The 14,550-nt window shown below is 60.8% G+C and carries 13 protein-coding genes, 1 tRNA gene and 1 riboswitch; of the genes, 7 read left to right on the plus strand and 7 right to left on the minus strand.

The window, feature by feature from the left end:
- Positions 1-111 precede the first annotated feature (111 nt).
- The 4 genes from RL_RS02885 (at position 112) to RL_RS02900 (ending at position 4,074) form a co-directional block, all read left to right on the plus strand.
- On the plus strand, positions 112-1,311 hold the full coding sequence (locus tag RL_RS02885; protein WP_028740449.1) for an aspartate aminotransferase family protein: 1,200 nt from the start codon (positions 112-114) through the stop codon (positions 1,309-1,311).
- Between the two features lie 42 nt (positions 1,312-1,353).
- A complete protein-coding gene (argF, locus tag RL_RS02890; protein WP_011650338.1) occupies positions 1,354-2,268 on the plus strand; it encodes an ornithine carbamoyltransferase in 915 nt (304 codons plus the stop codon).
- Positions 2,269-2,359: 91 nt separating this feature from the next.
- Positions 2,360-3,352, plus strand: coding sequence for an Hsp33 family molecular chaperone (locus tag RL_RS02895; protein ID WP_011650339.1), 993 nt, complete (start codon positions 2,360-2,362; stop codon positions 3,350-3,352).
- Between the two features lie 134 nt (positions 3,353-3,486).
- A complete protein-coding gene (locus RL_RS02900) occupies positions 3,487-4,074 on the plus strand; it encodes a hypothetical protein (protein WP_041936159.1) in 588 nt (195 codons plus the stop codon).
- A gap of 135 nt (positions 4,075-4,209) precedes the next feature.
- On the opposite strand, the gene apaG is transcribed toward RL_RS02900, so the two are convergent.
- Together apaG and RL_RS02910 are read right to left on the minus strand one after the other, a co-directional pair.
- The gene (gene apaG / locus RL_RS02905; RefSeq protein WP_024321046.1) at positions 4,210-4,602 is read right to left on the minus strand and encodes a Co2+/Mg2+ efflux protein ApaG; all 393 of its coding nucleotides are present in this window, start codon (positions 4,600-4,602) and stop codon (positions 4,210-4,212) included.
- A 232-nt stretch (positions 4,603-4,834) separates the two neighbouring features.
- Positions 4,835-6,019: an O-succinylhomoserine sulfhydrylase gene (locus RL_RS02910; RefSeq protein WP_011650342.1), complete on the minus strand. Its 1,185-nt coding sequence runs from the start codon at positions 6,017-6,019 to the stop codon at positions 4,835-4,837.
- 42 nt (positions 6,020-6,061) lie between these two features.
- Positions 6,062-6,140: riboswitch (SAM riboswitch) on the minus strand.
- Between the two features lie 73 nt (positions 6,141-6,213).
- Here RL_RS02910 and RL_RS02915 point away from each other — a divergent pair.
- Entirely contained in the window at positions 6,214-7,308 is a 1,095-nt protein-coding gene (locus RL_RS02915; RefSeq protein WP_011650343.1) for a 2'-deoxycytidine 5'-triphosphate deaminase, read from the plus strand.
- Positions 7,309-7,366: 58 nt separating this feature from the next.
- Positions 7,367-7,440 (plus strand) — tRNA-Gly (locus RL_RS02920).
- A 130-nt stretch (positions 7,441-7,570) separates the two neighbouring features.
- Here RL_RS02920 and RL_RS02925 read toward each other — a convergent pair.
- The 5 genes from RL_RS02925 to RL_RS02945 are packed head-to-tail and all read right to left on the minus strand — an operon-like array spanning position 7,571 to position 12,993.
- A complete protein-coding gene (locus RL_RS02925) occupies positions 7,571-8,080 on the minus strand; it encodes a DUF995 domain-containing protein (RefSeq protein WP_011650344.1) in 510 nt (169 codons plus the stop codon).
- 18 nt (positions 8,081-8,098) lie between these two features.
- A complete protein-coding gene (locus RL_RS02930; RefSeq protein ID WP_041936160.1) occupies positions 8,099-9,037 on the minus strand; it encodes a glycoside hydrolase family 26 protein in 939 nt (312 codons plus the stop codon).
- 19 nt (positions 9,038-9,056) lie between these two features.
- A complete protein-coding gene (locus RL_RS02935; protein WP_011650345.1) occupies positions 9,057-10,964 on the minus strand; it encodes a glycosyltransferase family 2 protein in 1,908 nt (635 codons plus the stop codon).
- Positions 10,961-11,947: a UDP-glucose 4-epimerase GalE gene (gene galE, locus RL_RS02940; protein WP_011650346.1), complete on the minus strand. Its 987-nt coding sequence runs from the start codon at positions 11,945-11,947 to the stop codon at positions 10,961-10,963. The genes RL_RS02935 and galE overlap by 4 nt, the downstream gene beginning before the upstream one ends.
- Positions 11,947-12,993, minus strand: a complete 1,047-nt coding sequence (locus RL_RS02945) for a UDP-glucuronic acid decarboxylase family protein (RefSeq protein ID WP_011650347.1) — start codon at positions 12,991-12,993, stop codon at positions 11,947-11,949. The genes galE and RL_RS02945 overlap by 1 nt, the downstream gene beginning before the upstream one ends.
- Before the next feature lie 354 nt (positions 12,994-13,347).
- On the opposite strand from RL_RS02945, the gene RL_RS02950 reads away from it, so the two are divergent.
- Positions 13,348-14,496, plus strand: a complete 1,149-nt coding sequence (locus RL_RS02950) for a helix-turn-helix domain-containing protein (RefSeq protein WP_011650348.1) — start codon at positions 13,348-13,350, stop codon at positions 14,494-14,496.
- The last annotated feature ends 54 nt before the right edge of the window (positions 14,497-14,550 follow it).

Consider the following 14,550-nt stretch of genomic DNA (forward strand, 5'->3'; position numbering starts at 1 on the left):
GCGCGAAAAGGAAATAGTGCCACTCGCCGCCGCAAGGCGGCATTTTTGATTTTTCGGGCCTGGTTTCCTTAGCCGGAGTCATTGCCTGCCAACTTTGATGGAGATCGCGCCATGGCTGAAGCCGCGCCGCTTTATGACACCTATTCTCGTGCCCCGCTGCGGTTCGAGCGAGGCGAGGGCGTGTGGCTGATCACCGAAAGCGGCGAGCGATATCTCGATTTCGGCGCCGGCGTCGCCGTCACCTCCGTCGGCCACAGCAATCCGCATGTGGTCGGTGCGCTGAAGGAGCAGGCCGACAAGGTCTGGCACCTGTCGAACATCTATGAGATCCCCGGCCAGGAGCGTCTGGCAAAACGGCTGACGGACGCCACCTTCGCCGACAAGGTGTTCTTCACCAATTCGGGCGCCGAGGCGCTCGAATGCGCGATCAAGACGGCGCGCCGCTACCAGTTTTCCAAGGGCCATCCCGAGCGCTTCCATATCATCACCTTCGAAGGCGCCTTCCACGGACGGACGCTGGCAACGATCGCTGCCGGCGGCCAGGAGAAATATCTCGAGGGCTTCGGTCCCAAGGCGCCGGGTTTCGATCAGGTGGCTTTCGGCGATATCGAGGCGGTCCGCGCCGCAATCACCGAGGCGACGGCCGCCATCCTCATCGAGCCGGTGCAGGGCGAAGGCGGCGTCCGTCCTGCCACGCCTGAGTTCATGAAGGCGCTTCGCCAGCTCTGCGACGACAACGGCCTGCTGTTGATCCTCGACGAGGTCCAGACCGGCGTCGGCCGCACCGGCAAGCTCTTCGCTCATGAATGGTCGGGCATCACCCCGGATATCATGGCTGTCGCCAAGGGCATCGGCGGCGGTTTCCCGCTCGGCGCCTGCCTTGCCACAGCAGAGGCCGCCTCCGGCATGAAGGCCGGCACGCATGGCTCGACCTATGGCGGCAATCCGCTCGCCATGGCCGTCGGCAGTGCCGTGCTCGACATCATCCTTGCCGATGGCTTCCTCCAGCAGGTGCGCGACGTAGCACTTGTCTTCCGCCAGGGCCTCGCCTCGCTGAAGGATCGTTATCCCGATGTGATCGAGGATATCAGAGGCGAGGGCCTTTTGCTGGGCATCAAGGCTGCGGTTCCCTCAGCCGAACTGCTGCAGGCGATCCGCGCCGCCCATCTGCTCGGCGTGCCCGCCGGCGACAATGTCATCCGCCTTCTTCCGCCGCTCGTTGTCACCGCCGAGGAAGCCCGCGAGGGGCTCGTCCGCATTGAGCGCGCCGCCGAGAGCATTCGCGCTTCCAAGGTCAAGAAGACGGCTTGAAGAAATTGCCGCCTTCGGGCGCAGCACAGGTAAGAAGACGATATGAGCCCTAAACACTTCCTCGATCTTTCGGCGGTCACATCCGCCGATCTCAGAACGATCATGAACGATGCGCTCGCCCGTAAGCAGGCCTTCAAGGCAGGCACGGGCGACAAGCCGCTCGCCGGCAAGATGCTGGCGATGATCTTCGAGAAGCCGTCGACGCGCACCCGCGTCTCCTTCGACGTCGGCATGCGCCAGCTCGGCGGTGAAACGCTGTTCCTGTCCGGCACCGAGATGCAGCTCGGCCGCGCCGAGACGATCGGCGACACCGCCAAGGTGCTGTCGCGCTATGTCGATGCAATCATGATCCGCACCACCGAGCACTCGCGGCTGCTGGAACTGGCTCAGCATGCGACCGTGCCTGTGATCAATGCGCTGACGGATGACACCCATCCCTGCCAGATCATGGCCGATATCATGACCTTCGAAGAGCACCGCGGCCCGATCAAGGGCAAGACCATCGCCTGGACCGGCGACGGCAACAATGTGCTGCATTCGCTGGTCGAAGGGGCTGCGCGTTTCGGCTACCGCATGAACATGGCCGTGCCCCTTGGCTCGGAGCCCAAGGATCACTATCTGAACTGGGCCCGCAATGAGGGCGCCGAAATCATGCTTTGCCATGATGCCGACCGTGCGGTCGCCGGCGTCGATTGCGTGGTGACCGATACCTGGGTCTCCATGAATCAGGAACATCGGGCCCGGGGTCACAATGTCTTCCAGCCTTATCAGGTCAACGCGGCCTTGATGGCGAAAGCCGGCAATGATGCATTGTTCATGCATTGCCTGCCCGCCCATCGCGGTGAGGAAGTGACTGATGATGTGATCGACGGTCCGCAATCCGTAGTCTTCGATGAGGCGGAAAACCGTCTTCATGCGCAGAAGTCGATTCTTGCTTGGTGCCTGGGCGCGATCTGAACCATAATCGGACGTCGCGAGAGACAGACTCGCGACCGCGTGAGCGAAGGGCACGCTGACCCATCGCTCTGAAAACTAGGAGTTAAAAGCCATGGCAGAAGCTGCAGCCGCCCTCGGCCAGTTTGATTTCGCCGGCGATGACCATGTCGTCCCCTTCCAGGTGGAAGGGCTGGATGTGCGCGGCCGCGCCGTTCAGCTCGGCCCGATGCTCGATGCGATCCTCGAGCGCCATCATTATCCCGCACCCGTTGCCCGGCTGCTTGCCGAAGTCGTCGTGCTGACGGTGCTGCTCGGCACCTCGCTGAAGTTCGACGGCAAGTTCACGGTGCAGACCAAGGGCGACGGCCCGGTCGATCTTCTCGTCGCCGATTTCTCGACGCCGGAAAATGTCCGCGCCTATGCCCGTTTCGATCAGGCGCTGCTCAACAAGGCGATCGAGTCGGGCGAAACCGAGCCGGAGCAATTGCTCGGCAAGGGCATTCTCGCCTTCACCATCGACCAGGGCAAGTTCAGCCAGCCCTACCAGGGCATCGTTCCGCTCGACGGCACCACGCTGGAAGACATTGCCGGCGTCTATTTCCGCCAGTCGGAGCAGATCCCGACGCGCGTCCGCCTTGCCGCGGCCGAGCTCTTCGACCGTGACGATGCCGGCAAGCCGCGCCATCGCTGGCGGGCAGGCGGCCTCGTCGCCCAGTTCCTTCCGGAAGCGCCGGAGCGCATGCGCCAACCGGATCTCCACGGCGGCGACGGCGATACCGGCAGCCGCCCGCACGGCGAGGACGATGCCTGGCTCGAAGCGCGTTCGCTGGTCGAGACCATCGATGCCGATGAACTCACCGATCCGCTGGTCGGCACCGAGCGGCTGCTGTTCCGCCTGTTCCACGAGCGCGGCGTGCGCGTCTACGAACCGCGCGCCGTCTTCGACCGCTGCAGCTGCTCGCGCGACAAGATCAAGGGCGTGCTTAAGGGCTTTTCGGCCGAGGAGATCGAGGCCAGCCAGGAAGATGGCGAAATCGCAGTCACCTGCGAATTCTGCTCGACCACCTACCGCTTCGAGCCGGCCGAGCTTCAGCCGGCTGAATAGGCGCGGTTAAGGACACGCACAGCGAACAATAAAAGATTAGCGAATGATGCAGCACGGTGACTCGACTTTGCGGAGTCACTGTGCACCTATTCTGTTTCATTGGTTCTGGCCTGAGAAAGCGGGATGGGGCGTTGATGCGACTTTTGTTTTTTGTACTCGCGCTCATAGCTGCGATGCCACCAGTGAGCTTGGCTGATGACGAGACAGTCCCATGGAAAGAGGTCGGGGGCTGGAGCGTGGCTGTCGACCCGACTTTAGACAATGGCTGTTTTGTTCTGACTTCCTTTGATGACGACACCATTTTTCGTCTTGGCTTCAATTTCCGCAAAAAGGACAACCCTCTTTACATTCTGCTCGGAAACCCGAACTGGAAATCCTTAGAGAAAGGTAAGCATTATCCCGTCGAACTCTCGTTCGACCAGTCTAAACGGACGGCTGATGCGAGAGGTCTGGATCTCGATGGCCTCAAATCATTATGGATTGATTTCGAGGATCCCGACTTGATTGAGGAGTTCGCTGGTAAACTGAGTTTCCGCGCCAGCTTTGGAGGAAAGCAGATTGTGGCTCTCGGTTTGAAAGATTCCGCCAGTGCAGCGGATGAGTTGCTCGCCTGCCAAAAGGCGGTAAACGATGCGGTCGCAAAACATCCGGCGCCGCCACAATCAAAAGATCCGTTCGAAGCAAAGCCAGGCACCCAGGCCTCGGACCCTTTTGACCTTTAGTAGATTGATGACTGGGCAAGCCCGAGGATCTACGACCGAGGGTACGGCGTCCATGTTGGTACTGACGGGAAGGCTGCAGCCGGCCGCATCTACGCGCCGTGCTTGCGCTGACGAAACGACCGCGAACCTACGCTCTCAATTGAGCACGCGCAGCAGCCCAGGCGAATCCAGCGAGAAGGCAGGGATGTCGACATCGAACATCTCGCCTTCATCCGTTTCCATCTGGTAATGGCCGAACATCAGTCCTGAGGGCGTGTCGAGCGGGCAGCCGGAGGAATATTCGTAGGTGTCGCCGGGGCTGAGCCGCGGCTGTTCGCCAACAACGCCGGGGCCGGTCACCTCGTCCACCTGGCCGTTCTGGTCGGTGATGTTCCAGTAACGGTTGACCAGCCGAACGGCTATGCCGGAATTGTTGCTGATGACAATCCGGTAACCCCAGACATAGCGATCGTCTTCCGGATCGGATTGCTCCTCCAGATAGAACGGCTCGACAACTACTTCGATCTCTCTTGTGAGGGCGCGATACATGCCTTGCACCTTAGTCAAGATATGTTACCCGTATCTTATAAGAGGCCCTGTCCGTCAAGAAACGGAACAATTATCATCGCTGAAATGGCTGTGATCCGAAGGTTTTCGAACGTTAAGCCTAATTGTCAGTGTTAATTCCGTTTCGGAACGCCGCGGCGGGCAAACTTGTTCCGCGGCTGGTGCGGCTGAGGTCCGGCCGAACCCGGGCGGGCCCGGCCGTTATGACTGTCGATCAGGCCGAAACCTTGGCAAGCGCCCGCGCGAAATCCTCGATCAGGTCGTCGGTATCCTCGATGCCGGCCGAAAGGCGGACCGTGCCCGGAGAAATGCCGAGTTCGGCGCGCGCCTCATCCGTCAGGTTCTTGTGCGTGGTCGTCGCCGGATGGGTGATCAGGCTCTTGCTGTCGCCGAGATTGTTGGAGATCTTGATGATCTCGAGCGCGTTCTGCAGCGCAAAGGCCGCATCCTTGCCGCCCTTCAGCTCGAAGGCGACCAGCGTCGAGCCGCCGGTCATCTGCTTGGCGATGATATCGGCTTGCGGGTGGTCCTTGCGGCCGGGATAGATCACCTTGGCGACCTTGCCTTGCTCGGCCAGGAAGTCGGCGATCTTTGCGGCATTCTCGGTCTGCTGGCGCACGCGCAGCGGCAGCGTCTCGATGCCCTTCAGCAAAGTCCAGGCGTTGAACGGCGACATGGCCGGGCCGGTATGGCGGAAATAGTCGTGCAGGTTCTCGTCGATCCATTCCTTGTCGGAAAGCACGACGCCGCCGAGGCAGCGGCCCTGGCCGTCAATATGTTTGGTGGCGGAATAGACGACGATATGGGCGCCGAGTTCCAGCGGCTTCTGGAAGAGCGGTGTCGCGAAAACATTGTCGACGACGACCTTGGCGCCGATCTGGTTGGCGAGCTTGGCGACGCCTGCAATATCGATCACTTCGAGCGTCGGGTTGGTCGGGCTTTCCAGGAAAAACACCTTGGTCTTCGGCGTGATCGCCTTTTCCCAGTTCGCCAGATCCCGGCCGTCGATCAGCGTGCAGTCGATGCCGTATTTCGGCGCCAGCGTCTCGACGACCCAGCGGCAGGAGCCGAACAGGGCGCGGGCCGCGACGATATGATCGCCTGATTTCAGCTGGCAGAGGATGGCCGCGGTGACGGCGGCCATGCCGGAAGCGGTGGCGCGGGCATCTTCGGCGCCTTCGAGCAGGCACATGCGCTTTTCGAACATGTCGTTGGTGGGGCTGCCGTAACGGGCGTAGATGAAGCCCTCCGTCTCGCCCTTGAAGCGGGCTTCGGCCGCCTCCGACGTCTCGTAGACGAAGCCTTGGGTGAGATAGATTGCCTCGGACGTCTCGCCGTATTGCGAACGCAGCGTGCCACCGTGGACGAGTTGGGTTGCCGGGCGCCAGGTCTTGCTCATGCCATCACCTTCACATAACAAAAAAACCGGTCGCAAAAGCAGACCGGTTTCAACCCGGTCTTTTTAGCCACTTGTTTAACGTGGCTGCAAGCCGACCGGCCAAATCACCACGGGATAATTCTGCAATACTGCTGTTAGCTGCTTGCGTCAATTCCCCGAGTTTGGTTTTGTCGGCGGCAAATGATGGATGAGGCATGATGGCTCGCGAAACGGGAATTCTGGCGGATCGCGCGATCTCCGCGCTGTTCGAAACGGGGCGTCTGATCTCCGAACGTGAGCTGGACCGCGACCAGATCCAGCCGGCAAGCCTCGATCTGCGCTTGGGCGGCAAGGCTTTTCGCGTGCGCGCCAGCTTCATGCCCGGCCCCTCGCATCTGGTGTCCGACAAGCTCGACCGGCTGAGCCTGCATGTGATCGACCTCTCCGAAGGCGCGGTGCTCGAAACCGGCTGCGTCTATATCGTGCCGCTGATGGAGAGCCTGGCGCTGCCGGCCGACATGTCGGCCTCGGCCAATCCGAAGAGCTCGACCGGGCGCCTCGATATCTTCACCCGCGTCATCACCGATTACGCCCAGGAATTCGACAAGATTCCATCAGGCTATTCCGGCCCGCTCTATCTCGAAATCAGCCCGCGCACCTTCCCGATCGTCGTGCGCCGCGGCTCACGCCTGTCGCAGATCCGTTTCCGCGTCGGCCAGGCCTTGCTCGGCGAGCCGGAACTGTTGAAGCTGCATGAAAGCGAGACGCTGGTCGCCAGCAAGCTGCCGAATGTTTCGGGCGGCGGCATCGCGCTGTCGATTGACCTCGCCGGAGACAAGGAAGGCCTGATCGGCTATCGCGGCAAACATCACACTGCCGTCGTCGATGTCGACAAGAAGGCCCAGCACGACATCTATGATTTCTGGGAACCGCTCCACAGCCGCGGCCGCAACGAGCTGATCCTCGATCCCGACGAGTTCTATATCCTCGTCTCGCGCGAGGCCGTGCACGTGCCGCCGGATTATGCCGCCGAAATGACCCCCTTCGATCCGCTGGTCGGCGAATTCCGCGTCCACTATGCCGGCTTCTTCGATCCGGGCTTCGGCCATGCGCCTGCCGGCGGACGCGGCAGTCGCGCCGTGCTCGAAGTGCGCAGCCACGAAGTGCCCTTCATCCTCGAAGACGGCCAGATCGTCGGCCGCCTCGTCTACGAACATATGCAGGAAAAACCCGCCAGCCTCTACGGCTCCGGCCTCGGCTCCAACTACCAGGCCCAGGGCCTGAAACTCTCGAAACACTTCCGCATCTGAGCCTTCCGGCGGCCGCGACTTGACAGCGGCCCCCATCTGTTGGAAATCTCGCTTCGTCGCGGGTGTAGCTCAATGGTAGAGCAGCAGCTTCCCAAGCTGAATACGAGGGTTCGATTCCCTTCACCCGCTCCACTCACCCTCAGGCCGTTCGCCGCCTTTTGAAGGCGCTTCGTGATCTTTTATGAAAAGGGTTGCGCGCAGGCATCGGCTCCTACAAGGATACAGATGGCGCCTCGGCCGCGCGCAACCCCTAGCTTCGCCTTTATCTGGTCTTACTGACGCTCGTCTCAATTCCCCCCAATTGAGAACTCACGTAGTCGCCGCGGCGAAGCTTTGCGAATTCGTCGGTGGCTTGTGCCGGTGCGCTCTTGAAAACGTACCATTCACCGTCCGGTTCGCGTTTCTGATAGATCAGGCCGCCCTTCTTGCGGTGGCTGAAGCAGGTGATTGCCGTCGCCGTTCCGGTCTTGGCGTGCCAGTCGGCGTTGAAGCAGAGTTTACCCGACTCCGTGATGAACCAGCGGCCCATGCCGAAGGACGGCGAGCCATTTTCCCGCGACCAGGCGGTAAAGCGACGCGCCTTTGCGGAGAAGTAGCCGGCGCCGGCTTTCCACATCCAGGTATTCTGGTTGTAGAGCCGATAGATTTCCGCGCTGCTCATCGGCTTTGCGGTCTCGATCCCCGCAGGCTCATTGGTTCCGGCAGCGGACGCGGCCGTGGCGATACCGCCGGTCAGGACCACGGCCAGGAGCATTTTTTGAAGCATGGACATGTTCAGATTCCTTCTTGTTCAATTGATGCTTTCGCGGACGACCCGCCAGTCGGGGCGGCCATAGCCGTCCGGCCACGGATAGACTTCACGGTCGTTGAAGTAGATAACGGCGCTGAGCGCCGGGAACTGGGGATAGCGTTTCGTTACGCTCTCAGCCCAGTTTCGCACGAAGGAATCGCCGCCTTCGTAGCCGAGTTCGGCAACCATGATGGGCTTGCCGTAACCAGCGACACGGGCGTATCCGGGCGCAAGGTGCTCCGCAAACGTCTGGTCACGGCCAGTCTTGTCCCTGTCGTATTGCTCCAGGCCAAAGACCGAGAGCCCGATGAGATCGACGACATCGTTGCCGGGATAAAAGGCTTGAAGCCCCTCATTGCCCTTCGGTGACCACATGTATTTGGCCGTCTTCAGGTGGACCTTGCAGACCTCAACCATCCGGCGATAGGCCTTGGCATAATCGGCGCCCTGCCAATGCGACCAGGAGAACTGGCTGTCGGTTTCGTCCATTTCCTGTCCCCAGCGAATGATGAGCGGACTTTTCAGCTTGGCAGCAGTCGAGCAGACGGCGGCCATGTTCGCATCGCGCGAACCGTTGAGGATGCTGTGCAGCAATTCCTGCGAGGTTTGGCGCCAACCGGTCGACCAGGTCCAGGGCTCGACCGAGATCAGCAGAGTGCGGCCACGCGCTTGCGCATAATCGTCGGCGAGGGCGAGCGTGCGCAGATCGACATCTTCCCAGGGCAGGAAGAGGTGTTCGATCTTCGAATCGGACGAGGCGCCTAAATCTCCGTGCGGATCATAGGCGCCGAACGTGATCGACTCCTTCGTGACGACCGGCATTTTGGTCGGCGGCGCAATGGACGATGTCGTCATTGCAAGCGGCTGCCCTTCGGCAGAACTGCCCAGAGCGGTCGGCAGGACCGCGACTCCCGACAGCAACAGGCCGGTTAACGACAACAGGGCTATTTTGGATGGGCTATGCATTGTGTATTTCCTCCACGCTCGGCCGCACATCCGGGTGAGCGGCATCCGTTCTCAGTTGGATTTCCTCCGGATCGGAAATCCATCGTGGTTTGAAGAAGATCGTGCGCAGTGCGGTCCCGCCCCGGCCTGCACCGGAGGCGGCGTAGCGCTCTTCGAACAGCTGAAGGCGGCCGCTGCCCCAGGCGAGTGCCTCGGTCGCATCCTTTCCGCGCATGATGGTTGCAGCCCCCGGCAACGCGACGAGCGCAAGAAGCACGGTCGCCATCGCCGGACGGTAGAAACGCGGGGCCGCCGCAACCGTATTTTCCTTCGAATGACGCCCGACGATGACCAACAGCAGCGCGCAGTAGATTGCCGCGTTCAGGATGGTAAAGAAGTAACCACCCTTGGAGGCGCCGGCATCGCCGATTGCCAGGGCAGGCAATACCGCCATGAGCGCCAGCAAAGCGTAGGGCGCCAGGACACGCACCGGCAGCAGATCGACTTCGGACCGGCCTTTCGGCGTGACGCGGAAATCGACGAAGGAGCCTGTTACAAAATCGTGCACCGCAGCCAGCGTGCCGGCGAGCGCCCAGGGCCAGCGGGCGAAGAGAAAGAGCATGCATTCCCAGCTCAGGATCTTGGCGTCGTAGGGGCGGAACGAGCTGCTGGCGCGCCAGCGATAAGCCATCACCACGAGAGCGATAGAAAGCGGTGCGAAATGCGCCAGGAAATCGGGATAGGTCACCGTCACGAAATTCTGGCCGCGCACGAGCGCGATGATCGGCAACGCAAACATGAGCAACATAAAGAACGCAAAAAGCGGATACCAGAGTTGCGAAAAGAGGAACTGGAACTTGAGCCGGGCCGGCAGCCGGCCGACGAGGCTCGGCGAGTACCGCAACAGCACCATGACCAGGCTGCGCGACCACTGGAATTCCTGCGTCACGAGATCGCTGAAGGTTCTGGGGCCGTCACCATGGGCGATGGCATCCAGCGCATGCACACCCCGCCAGCCGCCGGCATTCATCATCAATGTCGTCGAATGGTCTTCAGCCAACTCCGGACCGAGGCCGCCGATCTGTTCGAGGGCGACGGTACGTACCGCGTAATGCGACCCTATGCACATCGGCGCCAGGCCGCCATTGTAACCGGCTTGGAGCGAACCATGCATGCTGGCCTCGGCATAGAGCCTTCCACGTGCCGACCAGCTTTCGGAAGCGTTCTTGTCGCAAATGCTGGGGGCCGAGACATAGCCGACCTTTGGATCGGCGAACGGACGCAGCATGTGGAAGAGATAGTCGGGCGCGGGAACATGATCCGCATCGAGTTGCGCCACGAAATCGTAGCGGCTGTAGCCGTAGTGGTCGTAGAAGAAGGCGAGGTTGCCTTCCTTGCACCGCGTGCGTCGGGGCCACGACGTCCGATGATAATCGGATCGCCCCTTGCGGGTCGAGACGAAGACCCCGTGCTCGGAGCACCAGTTAAGAGTCTCGGGGGAAGGGTCTTCGTCGGCAAGCCAGGTGTCGTGTTCCACCTCCTGGGCAACCATTGCCAGCAGGGTTTCACGGACGACCGAGAAGGGTTCGGCCGGCGCCTTGGTCACGACCATGGCCACTCGGCTGCCCGCCGGCAGGCGCAAGGGACCGTTCGGTCTTGCCGCCCGATAGAAGACGACGATGAAATAGGCCGGCAGAGCGGTAACCCAGGCAAGAACGAGGCTCACCGTAATCGTGCCGAAAGCATCGACGTGATGGCGCGACTCCAGCCACCAGATCCAGAAATAGGCGAAGGCGCAGGCCCATACGGCCGTCAGGAACAGATATTCGACCCGCCGATGTCCGGTCAGAACCGGGACAAGAAGCGGCTCGTGGGAAGGTTCCGGAGCATGCGTCGCTTGGGTAATCGCAAGTTCGGTCACGCGCGCGCCTCCAGTCCGAAGAACGGAGCCGCCGTCCGCACGATGGTTTCGAGGTCGGAATATCGAGGCTGGAAGCAGAGCGTCTCGCGGGCCAGGCTGGCGTCGGCGTAGAGGCTGGGCGGATCGCCCGGCCGGCGTGGATGGATGACGACCGGGACTTCGCGCCCGGTCGTTTCCTGGATCACGCGCAGGACGTCCCTGATGGAATAACCCCGCCCCGTGCCGAGGTTGACAGCGAGGTTTGCTCCGCCTTTGGCGAGATGGGTGAAGGCCTGAACATGGGCACGCGCGAGATCTGCGACGTGAATATAGTCCCTTATGCAGGTCCCGTCAGGGGTATCGTAATCATCGCCGAATATCTCCAGGTGCGGAATCCGGCCGGCCGCGGCCAGCAGCGCCCGCGGAATGAGATGGGTTTCCGGAACGTGCCATTCGCCAAGCTCGCCGTCCGGATCGGCTCCACAGGCATTGAAGTAACGCAGGGCAACATACCGCAGGCCGTAGGCCGCCGCATAATCGGCGAGCATATGCTCGAAGATCAGCTTGGTCTTGCCGTAGGGATTGATCGGAGCCTTCGGCAAGGTCTCATCGATCGGCAGCACGGAGGGGACGCCGTAGACGGCACAACTCGATGAGAAGATGACGTTCTGAAGCCCCGTCTGCCGGCAGGCATCGATAAGCGACAATGCACCGCAGACATTGTTGTTGTAATATTTCGCTGGGTTTTCCACGGACTCGCCGACGTAGGCCGAGGCGGCAAAGTGGATGACGGCATCGGGAGCATATTTCTCGATGACCTCGATCAGGCATGACGTGTCGAGGACGTCACCTTCGACGAAAGGGCCCCAGCGCACGGACGAACGGTTTCCGGTCGTGAGATTGTCGTAGACGACAGGCTCAATCCCCTCCGAGCGGAGGAGCTTGGCGGTGTGGCTGCCGATATAGCCGGCACCGCCCGTGACCAGGACCCGGGGCGCATCCATCAGACCGCCTCCAGTTCGCGTGCCGGACGGGCGAGAAGGCCATCGAAATAGTCGATCGTCTGACGCAGGCCGCTCGACAAGTCGATCTTCGGCCGCCAGTCGAGTTCCTGCATGGCCAGCGAAATATCGGGGCGACGCTGACGGGGATCGTCAACCGGCAGAGCGCGATGGATGATTTGCGACCTGGAACCGGTCAATCCGATCACCTGCTCGGCCAATTCCCGGATCGTGAATTCGCCCGGATTGCCGAGATTGACGGGCCCCGTCAGCGACGACGGTGAGGCCATCATGCGGACCATGCCGCCGATGAGATCATCGACGAAACAGAACGAGCGGGTCTGGGAACCGTCGCCATATATCGTGATGTCTTGCCCCGTCAGAGCCTGAACGATGAAATTCGAGACGACGCGGCCGTCGTCCGGACGCATCCGCGGGCCGTAGGTGTTGAAGATGCGGATGATCTTGATCTCGACGCCGTGCGTGTTGTGGAAGTCGAAGAACAGCGTCTCGGCGCATCGCTTGCCCTCGTCATAGCAGGAGCGTGGCCCGAACGAATTGACGTTGCCCCAGTAGCTTTCGACCTGCGGATGGACGTTCGGGTCGCCGTAGACTTCGGATGTGGATGCCTGAAGGATACGTGCGCCGGTGCGCGCGGCCAGCTCCAGAAGGTTGAGGGAGCCCAGCACGCAGGTCTTTGTCGTATGGATCGGATCGGCCTGATAATGCCGGGGCGATGCCGGGCAGGCGAGATTATAGATCTCGTCGACTTCCAGATCGAGCGGGTGGACGATATCGTGGGCGACGACATTGAAGCGATCGACTCGCTTCAGATGGACGATATTGCGCCGCATGCCGGTGGAAAAGTTGTCGAGGCAGATCACCTGGTGTCCGGCGGCCAAAAGCGTCTCGCACAGATGCGATCCGAGGAAACCTGCACCGCCGGTGACAAGAACTCTCTTGGGAGCGCGATGTATTCCGGATGGACAATTTGCATCACGAGCCGAAGCTTGTACAGAGTGCGCACGAATCCTGCCAAGATAGTTCACGACTACCTCCCGTGTTTTCAGATGTTGCTATGAGATATTCGATATTTACTTCGACATATCGCGAAACAAAGTCGTTCGATCATGCGAATATTTTATTCGTCCGGTTTTTCTTTTGGAATGAACCGATGCTTATTTAGATACAGCTAAGAAAGGCAATTGTCGTTATCCTCACGTCCTGGAAATTATCGCTCCGTACATTTCAGAGCGAAAAGGAATATGATAAACAACTTATGGAGGAGACTCTTCGGGCACTTCCGCTTTTTCAGACGGAGTTCTGCGGAGATTTCAGCCGCAAAAACAATTGCTTTTCTCAATTTCCATGGCTCGGGTCGGGTTATGCGCTGGAGGAATTGGATGGCTACAGGGTCTGAATCCGACGATGATCCTGCCGCGGAACAGGAACGGCCGGCGCATATGGAGCGGCGGCGCTGGCCGCGTGAACCGGCCATGCGCAAGGAACGCTTATCCCATGCCTCCCCTGCACTCGAGCCGCTGCGATTCTCGACGCAGGACCTGCCACCGGCAGAACAATTCCAGGCCTGGCGGGCACATATGGCGCCGCTCGTGGATGTTCATCTGCCGGAGGGAAAATCACCGGAAGACGGGTTCCTCGCGGAGCAGACCGGCTGGCATCTCGGCGATATCCTGATCGTCCAGCAGCGCGCGCATGCCCACAGATATGTCCGCGATCAGGCCATGCTTCGATCGAGCCCTATCGACCATTGGAACGTCGGCCTGCAGCGCAGCGGCCAGGCCTGGACCGAGGTCAACCGTCGTGTCACCGAGACCGGTGCCGGCGAGATATTTTTCATGTCGCTCGGCAGCCCGTATCGCGGACGGATGACCGATACCGAAGCTTTGCTCGTGTTCCTGCCGTATGAGATGCTGGCTCGCGATGCGAGCCTTCTCCAGAGCGCCGGCAACACGGTTCTTTCGGGCAGCCACGCCGAGTTGCTCACGGGCTATCTCACGGGCCTCGAAACGAACCTCGGCAATCTGACGATAGGGGAAGTGCCCCGGATCATCCAAACCATCGGCGATATGGTCGTTGCGGGCGCCGCATCGTCCACAAGGACTGATACCGGTCAAAACCAGACCAACATGGGACTGATGGAGCGGGCGCACCGTTACATTCACGTCAATCTCCATTCGGAAAACTTGACGCCGGACGTGATGTGCCGCGCGTTGGGGATTTCGCGTACGCGGCTTTATCAACTGTTTGAGGCGAGCGGAGGCGTGCTCAATTATATTCGCAAGCGGCGATTGCTGCAGGCCTATGCGGATCTCAGCAATTCGGCCGACCACAGGCCGATTTCAGAAATCGCAGAAGCCGCCGGTTTCGAGGTCGCCGCCAATTTTACGCGCGCCTTCATCCACGAATTCGGGCTGAGCCCGCGTGAAATCCGAAGAACGGTGGCAACCCAACAGCGGCCGGCTCCGGCCATCCGCTCCGCGCGGCGTTACGGAAAAACGATCGGTGATTGGCTGGCCCTGACGGGTTGATCCGGCTCGGGCTGAAATCCAGACTCGAAGTCGGTTAAGCGGCGCCCGCTCCAT

Source organism: Rhizobium johnstonii 3841 (assembly GCF_000009265.1).
GTDB classification, from domain to species: domain Bacteria; phylum Pseudomonadota; class Alphaproteobacteria; order Rhizobiales; family Rhizobiaceae; genus Rhizobium; species Rhizobium acaciae.

What these genes read in the sequence shown, in the direction of transcription:
- RL_RS02910 (WP_011650342.1), bottom strand. Translation starts at nt 6,019, where the DNA reads ATGAGCAAGACCTGGCGCCCGGCAACCCAACTCGTCCACGGTGGCACG.
- RL_RS02950 (WP_011650348.1), top strand. Translation starts at nt 13,348, where the DNA reads ATGGCTACAGGGTCTGAATCCGACGATGATCCTGCCGCGGAACAGGAA.
- RL_RS02925 (WP_011650344.1), bottom strand. Translation starts at nt 8,080, where the DNA reads ATGTCCATGCTTCAAAAAATGCTCCTGGCCGTGGTCCTGACCGGCGGT.
- RL_RS02915 (WP_011650343.1), top strand. Translation starts at nt 6,214, where the DNA reads ATGATGGCTCGCGAAACGGGAATTCTGGCGGATCGCGCGATCTCCGCG.
- RL_RS02895 (WP_011650339.1), top strand. Translation starts at nt 2,360, where the DNA reads ATGGCAGAAGCTGCAGCCGCCCTCGGCCAGTTTGATTTCGCCGGCGAT.
- RL_RS02900 (WP_041936159.1), top strand. Translation starts at nt 3,487, where the DNA reads ATGCGACTTTTGTTTTTTGTACTCGCGCTCATAGCTGCGATGCCACCA.
- galE (WP_011650346.1), bottom strand. Translation starts at nt 11,947, where the DNA reads ATGGATGCGCCCCGGGTCCTGGTCACGGGCGGTGCCGGCTATATCGGC.
- RL_RS02885 (WP_028740449.1), top strand. Translation starts at nt 112, where the DNA reads ATGGCTGAAGCCGCGCCGCTTTATGACACCTATTCTCGTGCCCCGCTG.
- argF (WP_011650338.1), top strand. Translation starts at nt 1,354, where the DNA reads ATGAGCCCTAAACACTTCCTCGATCTTTCGGCGGTCACATCCGCCGAT.
- apaG (WP_024321046.1), bottom strand. Translation starts at nt 4,602, where the DNA reads ATGTATCGCGCCCTCACAAGAGAGATCGAAGTAGTTGTCGAGCCGTTC.